The following is a 16,836-nucleotide window of genomic DNA, read 5'->3' as shown; positions in this document are numbered from 1 at the left end:
CCGGACTTGTGCCCGGTGATGCTGCCGGACTTGTGCCCGGTGATGCTGCCGGACTTGTGCCCGGTGATGCTGCCGGACTTGTGCCCGGTGATGCTGCCGGACTTGTGCCCGGTGATGCTGCCGGACTTGTGCCCGGTGATGCTGCCGGACTTGTGCCCGGTGATGCTGCCGGACTTGTGCCCGGTGATGCTGCCGGATTCGGACTTGTCCCCTCAATGGTGAAGGGATTGTCGTTGACGCGCGGTATTTGAGCTGTAGTGAACCGAGATTCATCTAGCGAGTTCGATCGAACATCAATCAACACCGCCAAAAATTCCCCAGTTCGCCTGTCCCTAATAATCGTGTTGCTAGAATTCGAGCCTTGACCCTGGAAAATTTCTAACTCTGTAAAGTTCAGACCTCCAGCCAGACCGATCGAATCGCCGGCATTAAAATCTCTAATTACATCAGCATCGCCGATTTCGCCGCCGCCAGTAGTGAGAAACCCGTTGCCAGCCGACGTGCCCACCCTACCGAGAACAAAGATATCCGATCCCTCGCCTCCTGTCAGAGTATCAGACCCGCGATCGCCAGAAAGAATATCATCCCCAGCATCTCCCGACAAAGAATCATTGCCGTCGCCCCCGAAGATCAGGTCATCACCCTCGCCGCCATCACCAGTATCGTTACCAACACCCCCGCTGATAACATCCCCGCCCTCGGAGCCCAACAAAATATCATTGCCCCCAGCGCCAATCAGGCAGTCGTTACCCGTGTCGCCAAAAACAGTGTCACTGCCCTTGTCGCCAAAAATCAGGTCGTCCTCGCCACCTCCGCGCAGACAGTCATTGCCTTTACCGCCGTACAGCGAGTCGTTGCCTTCTGAACCCAAGACAATATCATTGCCCTGGTCGCCAAAAGCTACGTCATCGCCTTGGTCGCCAGAAACCAAGTCATCGCCTTTGCCACCCCGCGCCGTGTCATTGCCACGCCCGCCCTCAACGATATCTTTACCAGCGCCACCGTTGAGAGAATCGTTACCGTCTTCGCCCCTGACTATATCGTCCCCGTCCCGACTCAGAAGCGTGTCGTCGCCGGCACGCCCGGAAATCGTGTCATTGAACAAGCTGCCGATTAAATAGTTACTGCCGTCATTTGCGACAACTAAGCCATCGACAAAAAGTGGCTCTGGGGGAGGCGTGGGAACTGTCAGAGGTGGCCGGGGCACCGGGGTGATCGAAATGTCCGGCTGCGTCCCCGTCATCATCGGCTCCGTTCCCGACGACGGCGTAGGCTGCGTCCCCGTCATCATCGGCTCCGTTCCCGACGACGGCGTAGGCTGCGTCCCCGTCATCATCGGCTGCGTCCCCGTCATCATCGGCTCCGTTCCCGACGACGGCGTAGGCTGCGGCACGGTGCCGCTATCCAAACTATCCTCGTTCTCATCGGGTAGCCGCCCTTCGAGAAAAATTAGTGGTACTGCACCTGGCATTGTTCCGCCTCCTTGCGACGCTACTCAAAAACTACTAAATAAACTTAAAGTCAGATGCAGTAATGACGGTGCTGAGCGCTCCCGGCACTGTAGGAATAGAATTCAACACTCCCAAATCGAAAGCTGGGAGACTGTCATCTGCCACATTCGGGTCAAAGCCGAGAACGTACTTGTTAAAAGTATTGTTCAGGTACACGAAGAAAGCTCCCGTTTTGCTCGAACCCTTTTGATTCTTCAACACTGCATTTATTGCTTGAGCGTTATCAAATTTAGATTCAAACAAAATGACTGATTGCTTGCTGATGTCGTCGCCGCTAGACCCGATATTCCTGACGATAAAACTGGTGAAATCGAGAGTAGTTCCTGAGTTGGTTAAACCTGCGAAATTTGACGACCTGAACAAAAATCTGTCGGTCTCGCTGCCATTAGCGTTAAAGTCAGCAATCACGTCCACGCCTTCGCTGGGAGTTTCGTAGTAGAAGAAATCATTGCCAACATCGCCCGTGAGCAAGTCAGAACCGTTGCCACCACCCAAAATGTCATTGCCTGCACCGCCGGAAAGCGAGTCGTTGTCATCGCCGCCCAATACCAAGTCATTGCCGAAGGCGCCGCTGAGACAGTCGCTGCCGGCACCGCCGTCGAGAGTGTCGTCGCCCGCTTGGCCGTCGAGGGAGTCGCTGCCGGCCTCGCCCAACACGTAGTCATTGCCCGAACCTCCGAGTCCCGTGTCGTTGCCTTCTCCACCCAACATCGTTTCATCGTTGTCGCCGCCGGAGATGGAATCGTTATTGATACCGCCGTCGACCAAGTTTCTGCCAAGTCCACCGTCGAGGATGTCGTCGCCTGCACCGCCCTCGAGGGAGTCGTCGCCAATGCCACCAAGTAAGGTGTCGATCCCAGCGCCACCAAGTATCGAGTCGTCGCCGGATTCTCCCAACATCGAGTCATTACCTGTTCCGCCCTCAATGGTGTCGTTGTTGTCACCGCCCAAGAGGTTGTCATTGTCATTGCCGCCGAACATCAGGTCGTTGCCGAGTCCGCCGATCAGCGAGTCTATGCCGTCTTCGCCGTCAACGGTGTCGTTGCCCAGTCCGCCGTCAACGGTGTCATTGCCGATCGCACCCACCAGCGAGTCGTTGCCTGCTTCACCGAATTCGAGGTCGTTGCCGACACTGCCATCGATGATGTCGTTGCCGTCGCCCCCAGCGAGGGTATCGTCGCCGGCCCCGCCGAGGATGAAGTCGCTGAGGTTGCTGCCTGTAAAGCTGCTGGCCGGGAGTGCACTGCGATCGACAATATTATCTACCACCGTGATGCTGAAGGATGCCGGCCCGATAGTTGCAGATCCGTCGGAGGCTGTAAACGTGAAAGTGTCGCTGCCACCTGCTGCCAGCAAGTTGTATTTGACGATGTTGTTGTTGATATCGTCTTGGGTGAATTTGCCGCCCACGTTGAGAAAGGTGCTACCCCTTTGGACAAAACCTCTGGTAGCATCGGGGGCTTTAGTAATCGTGTAAACGATTTCCAAGGGGCTGTTGTCGGGATCTGTGACTAACAAATCGGCGGCGGTGATTGTCTGGGTAGGATTACTTTTGGCAACCACCACACCGTCGTTAATTATTAGCTGGGGCGGGCTACTGACGTTGAGGGTTACTACCGCCTTACTTGTGCCGCCGCTGCCGTCTGAGATCGAGTAGCTGAAGCTGTCAGTACCCGAAAAGCCCGGATTCGGGGTGTATTTGAATACGCCGCCGCCCACGGGAACCAGGCTCCCTTTGCTTGCTGGAGCAAAAGTCGTGACAGTCAGAGCGCTTTGTTCCTGGTCAGTGTCGTTCAACAGAACGTTGAAACTGAGTTCTTGACCCGCAACCGTGGTGAAGTTGTCGTTAACTGCTCTTGGAGGTTGGTTAAAGATGGGCGTCGGCGGTGTCGGCGGCGTCGGACTTCCTGTCGGCGTCGGCGACCCCGGGAACGTAGGCCGCGGCTCGTCTGGCGTCGGACTGGTTGTCGGCGTCGGACTGGTTGTCGGTGTCGGACTGGTTGTCGGCGTCGGACTGGTTGTCGGTGTCGGACTGGTTGTCGGCGTCGGACTGGTTGTGGGCGTCGGACTGTCTGTCGGCGTCGGCAGGGGAAGCGGAGTTGCGCTGCCGGGAACTGTGGGTGCAATTACAAATGAGCTTCGCCCTAGGGTTCTGCTGTCTACTCCGGGCAATACTGCTAAAAAGTCGCCGCTGACGCCGTTGCGAATAATTGTACTGCCAGCTTTGGTCTCAGTGCTTTGGAAGATTACCAAATCTTCAAACTTGAGGTCGCCACTTAACCCGATTAAATCTTCGCCTTGGCGAAAGTCTGTGAAAATGTCGGCATCGGCGAGATCTGGCCCGCCTGTGGTGAGAAATGCCGGGTTAGTGCCGTCGCTGCTGCTGCCGCTGGGGGAACTGAATGCACCGATGACGAAAACATCTCTGCCTTCGCCTCCTGCCACTACGTCTTTGCCTGTTTCGCCCCAAATAACGTCGTTGCCAGCACCAGCGTCCACGATGTCGTCGCCGTCACCGCCGAATACGATGTCGTCGCCGTCGCCGGAAAAAAATGTGTCCCCGCCGGCGTTTCCGTAGAGCCAGTCGCCTCCTTCGTTGCCAAATAGCAAGTCTTCGCCGTCGCCGCCGAAGAGCGAGTCGTTACCTTGGTCGCCCCACACGATGTCGTCGCCTCGATCGCCCAAAAAGCTATCGTCGCCAGAGCCTCCCCGCAAGCTGTCACTGCCTTTGCCGCCGTAAGCCGTGTCTCTGCCTTCGCCTCCGATTACCGTGTCGTTGCCGTCATTGCCATACAGCAGGTCGGGGTTATTTGCCCCGTCGAGGCAGTCGTTGCCTTTGCCTCCGTACAGCGTATCGAGTCCTAAACCGCCGTCGAGAACGTCGTTGCCGGGTGCGCCGAACAGCACGTCGTCATCATCTCCCCCGAATACTAAATCGTCGCCGTCGCCTCCTTGCAGGTTGTCGTTGCCTTGCAGCCCGGAAATCACGTCGGGCCCGGGACTGCCAACTAAGGAGTCGTTGGTTTCTCCGCCGCGGACTACGCCGCCGATGATTCCGGGCGACGTACCTTGCCCTCCGCCCAATGTGTCGTCTATGCCACCAAATGTGTCGTCCCCGGAGGGAGTTGGCGTCGGCGGTTCTGGTGTTGGGGTTGGCGGTTCTGGTGTTGGTGTTGGCGTTTCTGGTTCTGGTGTTGGCGTTTCTGGTTCCGGTGTTGGCGGTTCTGGTGTTGGTGTTGGTATAATTACTGCTGGCACTGCACTGGGCATTATTTTGGCTCCTTTAAACGACGATCCCGATTAACTTTAAGAACTGATTAGTATCAGTTTGTTGCCACAAATCTGGCTTAAAATTGATTAATAACCCCATCATTTCTAACATACTAAATCAAAACTGCAACGGCTATGGATATTTTTTAAGCTGGGCATCTTTTGATCTCAAAATATTAATGATTGCAGGTTTTGCTGCCTATCTTGGGTATACTTTAATATCGCGCCATTTCGATAGAACCTAGAAGTCTGGCTGCGAGTCAGCCCGGTGTATTTATCCAGAATCAGAAAAAATAAAAATCTTCGCCGTCATAATTTTTTCTTTCCGAATGTTCAATGACGAATACATCTGTGCCTCTTGCCTTCAGAAGCCGACTGTCTTATGCTGACTGCTGACAAGAAACAGAGCTGTTAATTAGGGGCAGAAGCGGCCCAGTTTGTTCTTGTCCACTGACGGATAGTTCGCTGTGGCAAAGGTAAAGCAGGGAACAGCGACTTAACAAATCTAGCAGAATTCGTCGCAGTCGCTGTTGGTCGGCAGTCGTTTCGTCTTCGGTTTCCCAGGGGCGCCCGAGTTGCGATCGCAAAAATAAGGGAGCGCCAAACAATGTCGCCGCACCGCCGCTCAGCCACAGGGGGGAGCCGGCATCCAGCCAAAAGTGCCATTTGTGGGCGCGGCGGCTGCTGCGGTACTGAAAGATGTTGGCGAGGGTGACGGCTCTGGCTGCTGGGCCTTCTGGCCGGACTGGAAAGGGGTTGGCGGTGACGGTTCCTTGGCGCAACAACTGGATGAACCGGGCGATCGTTTCTGAGTCGCCGCCGTTTGTTGGTTCTACGCGCTGCATTCGCCCGTTGATTTCCCAGTAGTGGCTGGCTGTTTCCATTAACTCGCGCAGGGCTGCTAGCCGATCGTAGGGGAGGTATCTGTCGTTCATGAGAAATTTCTGGATGGCTCGATCGAGCAGGGCAATTGGACTCGGCAACAGCCGCTCCTGCTGTTGCGACCGCTGTTGTTCGATCCACTCGACAATGTGCTCGTAGGCCCTGGCTGCTCGGTGTCCCAGTCTGTCCCACCGGGGAAAAGCTGTAATTTGCAGCAATTGAGGTCGATCGATATCTGGACAAAAACAGTGATCGGCGATTAAACCTGCTCTCACTTGGTCGATCGATTTTTGATTGTGGATTTGAGATTGTAGATTGAACGTCGAGTTGGAATCTTCTGTTTCCAATGAACGGTGTTTCTGGCTGCCCAAAACTACCAGCATTTCGGCTGCGCCATCTCGATCGACTAAACGGCCGAGTCCCGGATAAACTAACGCTAACAAAGTGAGTAAAGCTCGAATCTCTGGGGTAGTCGAGAGGGGACGCTGATCGTTGAGAGATACGGCGGCGATACCATCTCGCGCTAGAATTTCCGTTAAACTGTAACGGGCGATCGCATCCATCCCGGGCGCAATTACGGCGATTTCCTGCGGTTCCACGGCTTGTGACTTCACCGCATCCACGATGATTTCGGCGGTTTCCCGCAGCAGTTGAGCCCGGGAAGTGGTTTGGAGCGATCGAACCGATCCGGGCAAACTCAAGCCTAGAGGATAAAAACCCTCTGAATTAACTGCTAAACTTACCGCTAAATCTCCAATCTCTGGGGCTAAACCGGCTGTGGCGTCCAAATTTTCCACGCTTTGACAGCGGTCTTCGAGTCGGGCTAGGTATTCCGTGTCAGCCCCCAAGCCCAAACGCACTCCTCCATCTGGATTGTAGGAGAACGCCCCCGCCGCACCTTGGTCGAGCATTCGATCGAACAAATGGCGACTTATCGCCGGATAATCGTCAACATCGTCTGCGATCACAGCTTGGTATCTAGAGGCCAAATGCTGCTGGTAACTGCTATCCGGCAACAAATAGCGCCAGTAGAGTTCGCAAACAATCCCGTAAGTCAGGAGCCCCCGCGTCAAGCACCATTCCCGCCACCTTTCCAGCAACTCTCCCATGCTAGTCCACAGGTTGATCGAGCCGCCTGAGATAGCAAATCCCTGTTCCAGAATGCTGGGAATCTCTTCTCTAGGCGTACCGCTGACAGCAGCAAGTTGTAATAAGTCTAGTGTTCGACGCACCATTCGGTTTGGACTTACCCCTGTTTGTTGCAAAATTCCTTCGTCTAGTTCGCGACGCCAGAGTCTCGCGGCAAGTTCCAGTTCTGTTTCAGGTTGCAGCCGCAGGGGAAATTGAGCCCTCAAATCCAGCGACTGAACTAGCAGAGGCCAAAATAGCAATACCTCCTGCTCAAAAAAACCAAAGGGCGTTGTGGAGTGAAAGGTATATTTTCCTTCGGTAGCGACGGCGATGCGATCGGCCAATTCTAGCCGGTTGTCTCCATTAGCTGCTAAGACTAAAATTGCTGGGGCAGTTTGTCCAGCCCGCCGCCGCCCGGAACTCCAGATACCTGAAACTGTTGCGGGTAGAGGCTTGACAGTTTTGCTCCAAATGCAAAACTGCTCGACTAAACGAGCGGTTTTGCCACTGCGGGCAGATCCGGCAATCCAAATTGAATCCTCGCTGGCAGTTCTCAATTTATGTAAATTTGTTACCATACCGTGAATACTTTAATCACTAATGTCTACAGCCAACTAACCAGCTTTAGCTATGAATACTTCTCCGTGGAACAGGATTGTAAAATATCTCTACAGCCTTCACCAATGGTATCGAGAAACCCCTGAGAGGGCTCTAGAACAGGCCTACGATGCTGCATTAGCCATTAAGGCGATGGAAGACGAGCATTTTGGCGGTCAAAGAATCTCTGATCGATCGGGAGATTACGGACAAAGCACCCTGTCTTACTTTAAATCCGAACTGCAAAAATACCTCAAGGTCATCCAAACCCGAATGGTTGAGTTTAATGCTAGCCGTTCTTTTTTGGAACTGCCGGAGCGAGTTGGAGCCAAACCGAAAACGGGGTACAGCGCTGATTATCACCAGCATGGATTACATCTCAACAATAAAGATAGAGCATCCCTTATATTTGAGAAGCTAGAGTTTATTGATGGAGTCATCGACAAGTATATTAATAATAGTAGAGCGACGGCAATTGTTCCGGTTGTCAGTTCAGTAAATGTCCAGGCTAAATCTACCAATAGCAGCTCTCCACTTGACCAAAATAAAGGTTCAGCTAATTCTGTTAAAATTCACGATGGTGAGGTTGACACTAACTATGAAGAAGTCAATTTATTGCCGCGATCGCTTTTGGGAACTTTGAATCGCATCACTAAAGATTTAGACCCTGGAGCAGAAAAAGAAGTAGTTAAGAATTTTCGCAATTCCAAAGTAAAAACAATTATTTCTCTCCGATTTATTTTGCTTTTGATTTTAGTTCCGCTGTTGACGAATCAAATCTCCAAAAACTTTTTAGTCGGCCCGGTGGTTGACCACTTTAGAGGCAAAGAAAATGCTCCTCTTTTCATAAATGTTAACCTGGAAGAAGAAGCATTTCAAGAACTGGAGAGATTTGAGCAGCACCTCAAATTTGAAAGGTTAATAGGCACTGCTCCCTCGCTTTCTTTAGAAGAAACGGAAAAGAAGATTGCCGAGAAAGCAGTTGAACTAGCGGAGGAATACCGATCTGAAAGTGGTGGAGCTATTAAAAATATTTTTGCCGATTTGATTTCCTTGATTGCCTTTGCCACGATTATCGTCACTAACAAGAAAGAGATTGAGATTTTAAAGTCTTTCATGGACGATGTTATTTACGGGCTCAGCGACAGTGCGAAAGCTTTCGTAATTATTTTGTTTACAGATGTGTTTGTGGGATTCCACTCGCCTCATGGTTGGGAAGTAGTTCTTGAAGGTGTATCGAGGCATTTGGGACTGCCAGAAAATAGGCAGTTCATATTTTTGTTCATTGCGACGTTTCCCGTTATCTTGGATACGGTATTTAAGTATTGGATATTCCGTTATTTAAACCGGAGTTCGCCTTCGGCTGTTGCTACGTACAAGAATATGAACGAATAATTGGAGGCGAAGGAAGTTCGGCAACGGATTATGTAACGGATGTAACGGATGCAACGGATGGAAGAAGAAGGAAGCAGGAGGAAGGAAGAAGGAAGAAGAAAAAAAGATGTAATAATAGCAATGGTTTCAGGCATTAAAAACGTCATTCGTAGGGCGTCAACTGCACAATGAGTGGCTTACCCATAGCGCATAAAATTATTTATTGTTTGCCTCAAGAGTGGTTTAATTAAGTTGATATACTTAAGCTGTTGGGTCTCTAAATTTTATTTTTGGGCGGGTTTTCGCGCGCAGCCCACAAGAATTTTATCAAACTTGACAGTCATGAAGGCTCGGGTCAGGAAGCGTAAAATTTAGATGCGCCTAGGCCGATGCAAAAAAAATGCGATCGCCCGCAGAATCTCTCGAAAGAAATCAAAAGCGCGATCGCATTCCCAAAACTCATTACCAATGACCTAATTCCAACGCTTCTTGCGCTGTCGCTGGCTTGCCACCGCCTCCACCAGTCCCAGGCCGAGAAAATTACTCAGCAGCGACGCATTCCCGTAACTTAGGAAAGGCAGAGGAATGCCCGTAACTGGAGCCAAGCCAATGTTCATCCCAATATTTACGAACACCTGAAAAATCAACATTGACAGTACGCCGATCGCCAGCAAAGAACCAAAATTATCGTTAGCAGTTTGAGCGATCGTCACCAACCGGAAACAAATTATCCAGAACACCAACAACACGCCAATACAGCCAATAAAACCCAATTCTTCGCCAATAGCTGAAAAGATAAAGTCCGTATGCTGTTCGGGAATAAAGTTAAGCTGAGTTTGCGTTCCCTGAAACAAACCCCGGCCCTTCAGTTCCCCAGCGCCAATAGCAATCCGAGATTGAATCAAGTGATATCCGCTACCTAAAGGGTCTTTCTCGGGGTTTAAAAACCCTGTCAGACGCATTTTTTGATAATCCTTGAGCACATTCCAAAAAATATGTCCCAGGTGTCCAGAAACAACGTTCACCAACACAGCACCGAAAGTCCCCAACCACGGCCAAGGCAGGGTTCGCCAAGCGATAATACCCGCAACAACTACCCAGGCTATCCAAATCGGTGTAGACAGGTTATTGAAGAGAACTGAGATTAGAGGAGAGAATAGCAATATTAGCCAGCCGGGATTGACATTACCCCAGTAAAACATCCCCATTGTGATCGCGCCGAAGACTAAGGAAGTACCTAAATTTGGTTCGGCAAAGATCAATCCCCAGGGTACAGCCATAATCGCCAGCATCCTCAACATATTACCCACCGTGGGAACAGTCTTGTCGTGCAGGAGAGCTGCTAAAGTGACAATCATGCCTACTTTGGCAAATTCTGACGGTTGCAGGTAGAAGCCGCCGATGTTGATCCACCGCTGGGCACCGAGCCCTGTAGTACCGATAAAGCGCACTGCGATCAGGGACAAATTGATTAATATGTAAATCGGCCATTTCCACTCAAGCAGTGTTTGGTAACGGCAGCGGGAAATGATGATGGCGAGGAACAAACCGACTGCCCCAGTTACCCAGTGCCGCCACCAGTCGATCAGCCCCTGGTTGATTTCGACGCTGCGGATCATGATGCCCCCGAAGATGGTGAGGCCGATGCAAGCGGCAAACAGCCAAGGGTCTGCTTCTTCCCAGGGTTTGAAGATGAATTTCCAGCGGTTTCTGACTTGTATTCTCTGCAACATGAGGATTTTAGATTTTAGATTTTAGATTTTAGATTATCGAGCTGATTTTCGGAACTTGTGGATATATTTCGGATTCACAGCCTGCACCTTACTGTAGAAGCGTCGGTGTGAGTACCTCACATTATTCGGGGAGTTGCAGCGAGGTTCCGGGCCGTCAGCAACGGGCTAGGGGTTCCGTGCCCAAAAATCTCCATGTAGGGTGCGCCGATGGGTACCTTACCAGGATGTGGAACGACAAATCAAGGTTTGAGGTGACAGGGGGCGGTTCCCGATCGCACCATAGCCTGATCGTCGCGATCCGCAAGTCCGAAAATAGTCAGGCCGGTTCGTAAAGGTACTCGAAGCCGTTCCCATCTGGATCTCTGCCGTAGAAGGATGCTGTACCGTCGCGGTGTTCGTGGATGTGGGTGACGGAAACACCATCAGCTTTGAGTTGTTCGTAGGCGGATTCCATTTCGGTACGATCGTCAAATACAAACCCAAAATGCGGCCCTGCTTGGTCGTAACTCGGACTCAACAGCGCCAATCCGTCCTCTCCTGCTTTCAAATAAGCCCAGTCTGCATCTTTCCAGACTAACTCCATACCCAAGTTGCGGTAGAATTCAGCAGACTTCTCTATGTCTTGCACGCAGACGGCTACGTGTCCCAATCGTTTTAGTTTCATATCTACAAAGTTTACGGTTGTTCTTTCGTTTATTGTATCTATTTTCGGATTTTTTGCTCGATTAATTAGGTATTTTTTCTGTTTTTTTTGTTGCGGCTAACTGTACTTTTTCTACTTGTTTGCTAGCGTCCATTTCGCTGAACAGTTGAATGGCGCGCTCAAAATTTTCTTGGGTTTTCTCGGTGTTACCAAGTTTTTGTTCTGTCAGTGCTAGTTGATAGCAAGCTTCGGCTCGGTCTAATTTAGCGCTAGCTCGATCGAGTATTTCTATTGCTTCTGCATGGTGCTGCAGGGCTTGGTCAAATTCTCCCCCTTCTCGGTACAGCGCTGCTATAGCGCTGAGAGCTTTGGCTTTGATGGTGCTGTACTGGTTTTGGTCGGCTTGGGCGATCGCTTGGCGGTACAAACTCAAAGCTTTCTCTGTCTCTCCCAGGTTTTGATAGGTGGCGGCAAGAAAAACTAACTTGTATCCCGTACCCACCAACTGACTGTTTTCCCGATCGGCATACAGTTTTTCGGCGAGATCTTCCGCCTCTTTTTTGGCTCCGACACAGGAGTTGAGGAAAGCTAACCCGACATCGATCGAATAGCTGTTAATCCCGATTTCGTCCCGCGAATTTTTCAGCTTGACAAATATCTCCATAGCTGATTCTAATTCGCCCATTTCTATTTGACAAAAACCTATATTAATTGCAGCGTTAACTTTCCAGAATTCCAGATTAGCTTGTTTGCCGTTTTCCGGTTCGCCGCTTTTCGCTAGAATTTGCAAAGATTTAGTGGCTTTTATTTCTGATATTTGATGGCATTCTATTGCTTGATTTATTTCACCTAAGATCCGGTGACAAATACCTAAAATACTGTATAAACCGCTCAAATAATAATCAGAAGTCACATTGTTGACGATGCGAGTAGTTGCTGAAATTATTGGCTGCAAAAAACCTAATTTGTAGAGCGCTCTACCAAGCTTGTAATCTTTGGCAAACTGGATATTGATTTTTTTGAGGATGACGCTCGCGGCCTGCTCGAAACAGCTAATTGCCACATAATGATAGTAAGCTTCAAAAGCTTTCAGCGCATCTTCTACAGTCTCAATATTTTCAACACTCTCGCTCCAGAACTCGGCGGCTTTGCGGTTTGCAGTTTCCCAGTCTCCGGGCGAGAGCCGATCGACCGCTTCTTCCCGAATTGCTGGATGCAGCCAGTATTCGCCCTTCTGAGACTCGACTAGCGATCGGTGCAACAGCGATTTAATGATTTGTCGGCGTCCGGCTTCCGGCACGTCCCACAGCAAACACAAAAGTCCGTCAGTAGGGACTGTTGGCACGTCTTGATAGCGGTAACAGCCCAAGCGACAGAGGAGCTGATAGGCTTCGGCATCGAGTTCGAGGAGGCGGTTGAATTGACTGGTAACTAAATTTTTTAAGTCTGTTTCAACGAGCGGATCTTCGCTATTTTCCAGCCAGTAAGCCGCCATGTCTCCGTCAAAATCTTCTCGGATCGTGCCGCAAATAATGCCCATTGCTTTGGCATTGCCGCCGTAAACTTTGTGCATTTCCTTGAGGGCGACATCATCTATATTGATGTTGCGGGCGCTAAAAAACTGCCGCCAAACTTCCACCTCTAATCCCGGAAGCAAGTAGTGTTCGACGGTTACATCTGAATCGCAAAGTCGATCGCGACTGGTAATCAGCGTTACCGACTGCACCGCTGCGTCAGCCAAAACTCGCAACAGTTCCACGTAAAGCCGGTGCGGTTCAATAAACTTACCTTGTCCGTCGAGTGCGGCTTCCAAGTTGTCAATTAATACGCCGACTCTGTGAGTCTGAAGCTGCCGCTTCAGCCGCCCCAGGGTGACGCCAAAGTCTGGCCCTGGTTCTTCCTGAAAGTCTTGCTTGAGCCATTCTTCGATCGCGCTTTCCAAGGCTGTGATGTTCTCTGTCTCTTTTGCCATCAACAGTTCAATGGTTCGATCGAACCCTTGAGATTTGAGATACTGTCTGGCCAAAGTTGTTTTGCCGATACCGCCGGCACTTTGGATGACAATCACTTTTGCACCTTGGGCGACAAGAGTATTGAGATCTTCGATCGCCCCGAAGCGGCCCAAAAAATTCGGGTTTTCGATTTCCAAATCCGCATCAACTCCAGGAGATACTTGGGCCGGAACAGTTTGTCCCGACTGCGGTTCTAGTTTCGAGTAGCTGCGCCAATACCGCTCTACAACCGCTTGAAGGTTGTCTCTTTTGACTTTTTCGCCTTCTCCAAACAGCGCTGAAAGCCGCTTCCACAAATTAGAGGCAGCATCCTTAACAGTCCCTACTCCATACCCTTCACTATCTGCAACCTGTTGGTACGTCCTGCCTTGCACGCCTTGCCAAGCTTCGCGAAAGATCGCGCTGTCAAGGTTGTCGAGAGTTTTCAGGTTTCGAGCCACAAGTAACGAGTTGGTAAAATCCAGTGCACGATCGGCTTCCATTTAGTCACCAGGTTTAGCGTTACCTATCTGACACAACTTTAACAGACTTTTTCCGACTCGCTTACACGCTCAAACAGTGGACTTGTATAGACTTTTCCCGACTGACACGGCCGAGGTTGGCCGGGGATACTGTTGAGTGTGGAGGGGAAGTTGACAGGCAAGCTTCTAACTTACACACCAATCAAGTCGAGTTTATATTCAGGAGAAAGCAGCTATGTCTATTAACGATGTTGAAACAGCGATCGTAGATGAACAAATTCGCCCTCAAGAATGCGGCCGCGTTCGTTTCCAAAACAGTTGGTGGCCGGCGAAGTGCGATCGAGACATGACTTTTGAACCCGGTGAGGTGGTTCGCGTCGTGGGAATTGAAAATATTACTTTAATCGTTGCAGCGTCGTTTGCGATCAATTCTGAAAGTTAAGGCAAATCTACAATCGGGAGCAAGCAATCATGAATTTTGACAATTCTGAAAAAGCGATCGTGGATGAAGAAATTCGACCTAATGAGTCCGGTCGCGTTCGTTTCCAAAACAGTTGGTGGCCGGCGAAGTGCGATCGAGACCTGACTTTTGAGCCTGGTGAGGTGGTTCGCGTAGTCGGAATTGACAATATTACTTTGATAGTGGAAGCGTCGTTATAAATCAATGGGTTAGGGAGTCGAGCTATAGGTTTATAGGCTCCCAACGTTCAGGCCAACCTAGAATCAGGAGAAAGTAATCATGACTGTCAGCCATTTGGAAAGAGCGATCGTTGAAGAAGAAATTAAACCAAATCAGTCCGGCAGTGTGCGATTTCAAAGCAGTTGGTGGCCTGCCAAGTACGTTCGAGAAATAACTTTGCAACCCGGTGAAGTTGTTCGCGTCGTGAGCCTTGACAACATTACTCTGATAGTTGAAGCGTAGTTGGAAAGCAATCTGGAGGTGGGGAGTTATCGGAGGGTAGAACAAATAAATTTGCGATCGCGTTTCTATCTCGATACATTTCTCTTCAAGCGCGCGATCGCACTTCTCGCCTCTGTTAATTTCCAGATTCTAGAGTTTGACCTCAACCACAACTTACCGCTGACAGTTTTGTCGGCGGTTTTTTTGTAGGCGTTCAGGGGGTGACACGCAACTTAAAAGCCTTGTGCTGAAAAGGGTTTAAGGCGATCGCCCTCAAAAAGAATTAGGCTGCCGCGAGCTTCTTTTGCATATCTCGACAAGGTGGAATCTGGAGCGGGGGCGATCGCCCCGGAGCGTAATTGTCAATAAGTCTGTCATAATAGCTATTAGAAATTTCTCCACCGAGTTAGTACGGTGCATAACTCAAAATTAGGGTGTAAAACTGGAAAAACCTTACCCGATGAGATGGATTTGTACATGACTTTTCAAGAAGCCCTAGAATTTATCGAATCAGCCTTAGAGTCCAAGACAAGTAAAACGTTAAGTTTGCTTGAAAAAGAAATCTTAAAAGCTGCTTGGGAAAACGCAACTTATAGTGTACTTGCTGACAGCTTGTACCTGAGCATAGGACATATCAAAGATTTAGCTGCCATCCTGTGGCAGCGGCTTTCAGACGTAATGGGAGAAAAAGTTACTAAAAATAACTTCCGCTCTCTGCTAGAGAAGCAAAACACCACAAGTGCGATCGTCGATGCCAAAGTCCAAGGCGAACCTATGACGATGGCTTCGGTAGGAGAAAGTGACATCAATGAATTAGAAACCTACAAAGGCAACATTTTAATTGTTGATGACATCCAAGAGAATCTGCATTTTCTAACAAGAATTCTCACTAACGAGGGGTACAAAGTTCGCGGCGTCACCAAGGGTGCGATGGCCTTGAGGACGGTTCGTCATTATCCCCCCGATGCTATATTGCTGGATATTAAAATGCCAGACATGGACGGCTATCAAGTCTGCGAAGCCCTAAAATCGGATGAAAACACCTCAGAAATTCCGATTATTTTCTTAAGCGCGCTCGATAAAATTCTGGATAAAGTCAAAGCTTTTAAGGTAGGGGGAGCTGACTACATCTCTAAACCTTTTCAGTTGGAAGAAGTGCTAGTTCGCCTCGAAACTCAGGTTACTATCCAGCACCAAAAACGCCAGCTTAAAGAAGCAATCGAGCGACACCAGCAAACCGCAGAAATTGCCTACCAATCTCGCACCCTGTTGGCAAACTTGCTAAACTCATCTCTGGATGGAATAGCTGCAGTGGAGGCGATGAGGGGGGATATCGCTGGAGAAATTGAAGATTTTCGCTGCTTGATAGTTAACCCTGTCTTTGCCAGACTCTTAGGAAAAAAACGAACCGAACTCGCGGGCGAACCCGTTCTGAAAAAACTGCTTAATCAATTGAGTCCAGGATTGTTTGATTTGTTAGTAGAAGTTGTTGAGACTGGAGAATCGCTTGAAGGAGAGGTTCATCTAGAAACTAATTACGGCAAATGCTATTATTTCACTGCTGTGAGATTGGGAGACGGTTGCTCAATTACCATCCGTGATCTTACGGACTTAAAACAGTCGGCATTAAAGTCAATGATCGAACAGAACAAACGGCGTGTTATCAAATAGGATAAACGGCGCTTACGCAATCTGACCCAGAAACCGGGTTTTTTAGCGAATCTACGGGCTGTAACCAAGTATTATCCTAAAAAAAGCCGGTTTCTGACTACCCCTGTCTAATTCCTAAAAATATCAATATTCACCAACCAAGGGTTCAGTTAAATCGAGAATCTTCTCAAACTGAAACTTCATCACCCAATTTCTGAGAGTTTGAAGCTCGAAAGCGTGAGATTCAGGAATCTCCTCTAGGAGTTGAAAAACTAATTCCCAATCAGCGTCAATAGCTGCTTCATATAATTTTACTATCCATTTTTTTGACATCGCTGCTAATAAACGAGTGAAATTTAACAGTTCTCCAGTCACATTAGAAGGGGGAGAGGGTAGCTCTTGATCCTGATAAATATAAAGGATTCCCCAATGTTTAGCCATGATGTCAAAGATGGCTTCTGTGTGGAACGGTTTTCGCACAAAAGTCTAGTGAGCGATTCATCCTGCCTGTTTGTTCTGGAGACATATAGTCATTTCAAATAAGCATGAGACACTCTTCATGCACAATAAGCACGAATAACTTCATCAATAGACGTGCCAGGAGACGCATACATTTTAGCTCTCTTTAATGCACTAAAATCATGCTCAATATCATTTAAGTCAGGAGAGTA

12 protein-coding genes and 2 pseudogenes are annotated in these 16,836 nt (G+C 49.5%); 6 read left to right on the top strand and 8 right to left on the bottom strand.

Features of this window, described 5'->3' with window-relative positions:
• The 3 genes and pseudogenes from QUB25_RS28180 to QUB25_RS28170 all read right to left on the bottom strand — a co-directional run.
• Positions 1–1,471: pseudogene (locus QUB25_RS28180) on the bottom strand (calcium-binding protein); the annotation flags it as partial.
• 34 nt (positions 1,472–1,505) lie between these two features.
• Positions 1,506–4,781 carry an Ig-like domain-containing protein gene (locus QUB25_RS28175; RefSeq protein WP_333188576.1) on the bottom strand — a complete coding sequence of 1,092 codons (3,276 nt, stop codon included), beginning with the start codon at positions 4,779–4,781 and terminating at the stop codon, positions 1,506–1,508.
• A gap of 380 nt (positions 4,782–5,161) precedes the next feature.
• On the bottom strand, positions 5,162–7,372 hold the full coding sequence (locus tag QUB25_RS28170) for a recombinase family protein (RefSeq protein WP_333188575.1): 2,211 nt from the start codon (positions 7,370–7,372) through the stop codon (positions 5,162–5,164).
• 52 nt (positions 7,373–7,424) lie between these two features.
• Here QUB25_RS28170 and QUB25_RS28165 point away from each other — a divergent pair, with 52 nt between their 5' ends.
• The gene (locus QUB25_RS28165) at positions 7,425–8,786 is read left to right on the top strand and encodes a proton extrusion protein PcxA (RefSeq protein WP_333188574.1); all 1,362 of its coding nucleotides are present in this window, start codon (positions 7,425–7,427) and stop codon (positions 8,784–8,786) included.
• Between the two features lie 452 nt (positions 8,787–9,238).
• On the opposite strand, the gene rodA is transcribed toward QUB25_RS28165, so the two are convergent.
• The 3 genes from rodA to QUB25_RS28150 all read right to left on the bottom strand — a co-directional run bounded on the left by rodA (position 9,239) and on the right by QUB25_RS28150 (position 13,635).
• Positions 9,239–10,498 (bottom strand): rod shape-determining protein RodA, encoded by a 1,260-nt coding sequence (gene rodA, locus QUB25_RS28160; protein ID WP_333064304.1) that lies wholly within the window; start codon positions 10,496–10,498, stop codon positions 9,239–9,241.
• A 316-nt stretch (positions 10,499–10,814) separates the two neighbouring features.
• Positions 10,815–11,162: a VOC family protein gene (locus tag QUB25_RS28155; RefSeq protein ID WP_190661613.1), complete on the bottom strand. Its 348-nt coding sequence runs from the start codon at positions 11,160–11,162 to the stop codon at positions 10,815–10,817.
• Positions 11,163–11,223: 61 nt separating this feature from the next.
• The gene (locus QUB25_RS28150; protein ID WP_333188572.1) at positions 11,224–13,635 is read right to left on the bottom strand and encodes a tetratricopeptide repeat protein; all 2,412 of its coding nucleotides are present in this window, start codon (positions 13,633–13,635) and stop codon (positions 11,224–11,226) included.
• Positions 13,636–13,849: 214 nt separating this feature from the next.
• Between QUB25_RS28150 and QUB25_RS28145 the strand changes: the two genes are divergently transcribed.
• The 5 genes from QUB25_RS28145 to QUB25_RS28125 all read left to right on the top strand — a co-directional run bounded on the left by QUB25_RS28145 (position 13,850) and on the right by QUB25_RS28125 (position 16,186).
• A complete protein-coding gene (locus QUB25_RS28145; RefSeq protein ID WP_333036967.1) occupies positions 13,850–14,056 on the top strand; it encodes an NfeD family protein in 207 nt (68 codons plus the stop codon).
• Between the two features lie 29 nt (positions 14,057–14,085).
• Entirely contained in the window at positions 14,086–14,274 is a 189-nt protein-coding gene (locus QUB25_RS28140) for an NfeD family protein (RefSeq protein WP_333066295.1), read from the top strand.
• 79 nt (positions 14,275–14,353) lie between these two features.
• The gene (locus QUB25_RS28135) at positions 14,354–14,536 is read left to right on the top strand and encodes an NfeD family protein (protein WP_333188568.1); all 183 of its coding nucleotides are present in this window, start codon (positions 14,354–14,356) and stop codon (positions 14,534–14,536) included.
• On the top strand, positions 14,537–14,725 hold the full coding sequence (locus QUB25_RS28130) for a hypothetical protein (RefSeq protein WP_333188565.1): 189 nt from the start codon (positions 14,537–14,539) through the stop codon (positions 14,723–14,725). It abuts the gene before it with no gap.
• Positions 14,726–14,992: 267 nt separating this feature from the next.
• Positions 14,993–16,186, top strand: coding sequence for a response regulator (locus QUB25_RS28125; protein WP_333188561.1), 1,194 nt, complete (start codon positions 14,993–14,995; stop codon positions 16,184–16,186).
• 123 nt (positions 16,187–16,309) lie between these two features.
• On the opposite strand, the gene QUB25_RS28120 is transcribed toward QUB25_RS28125, so the two are convergent.
• Together QUB25_RS28120 and QUB25_RS28115 are read right to left on the bottom strand one after the other, a co-directional pair.
• Positions 16,310–16,645 carry a hypothetical protein gene (locus QUB25_RS28120; RefSeq protein ID WP_333188558.1) on the bottom strand — a complete coding sequence of 112 codons (336 nt, stop codon included), beginning with the start codon at positions 16,643–16,645 and terminating at the stop codon, positions 16,310–16,312.
• A 77-nt stretch (positions 16,646–16,722) separates the two neighbouring features.
• Positions 16,723–16,836, bottom strand: a pseudogene (locus QUB25_RS28115) (IS630 family transposase); the annotation flags it as partial.

The organism is Microcoleus sp. B3-D7 (assembly GCF_036705305.1).
Classification (GTDB): domain Bacteria; phylum Cyanobacteriota; class Cyanobacteriia; order Cyanobacteriales; family Microcoleaceae; genus Microcoleus.
The sequence above is the reverse complement of the archived record's forward strand: the minus strand, read 5'-3'. Positions and strand labels throughout refer to the sequence as shown.

Excerpts from the sequence above, each read along its gene's own strand:
- QUB25_RS28125 (WP_333188561.1), top strand. The coding sequence starts at position 14,993 with ATGACTTTTCAAGAAGCCCTAGAATTTATCGAATCAGCCTTAGAGTCC.
- QUB25_RS28150 (WP_333188572.1), bottom strand. The coding sequence starts at position 13,635 with ATGGAAGCCGATCGTGCACTGGATTTTACCAACTCGTTACTTGTGGCT.
- QUB25_RS28135 (WP_333188568.1), top strand. The coding sequence starts at position 14,354 with ATGACTGTCAGCCATTTGGAAAGAGCGATCGTTGAAGAAGAAATTAAA.
- QUB25_RS28175 (WP_333188576.1), bottom strand. The coding sequence starts at position 4,781 with ATGCCCAGTGCAGTGCCAGCAGTAATTATACCAACACCAACACCAGAA.
- rodA (WP_333064304.1), bottom strand. The coding sequence starts at position 10,498 with ATGTTGCAGAGAATACAAGTCAGAAACCGCTGGAAATTCATCTTCAAA.
- QUB25_RS28140 (WP_333066295.1), top strand. The coding sequence starts at position 14,086 with ATGAATTTTGACAATTCTGAAAAAGCGATCGTGGATGAAGAAATTCGA.
- QUB25_RS28170 (WP_333188575.1), bottom strand. The coding sequence starts at position 7,372 with ATGGTAACAAATTTACATAAATTGAGAACTGCCAGCGAGGATTCAATT.
- QUB25_RS28145 (WP_333036967.1), top strand. The coding sequence starts at position 13,850 with ATGTCTATTAACGATGTTGAAACAGCGATCGTAGATGAACAAATTCGC.
- QUB25_RS28165 (WP_333188574.1), top strand. The coding sequence starts at position 7,425 with ATGAATACTTCTCCGTGGAACAGGATTGTAAAATATCTCTACAGCCTT.
- QUB25_RS28155 (WP_190661613.1), bottom strand. The coding sequence starts at position 11,162 with ATGAAACTAAAACGATTGGGACACGTAGCCGTCTGCGTGCAAGACATA.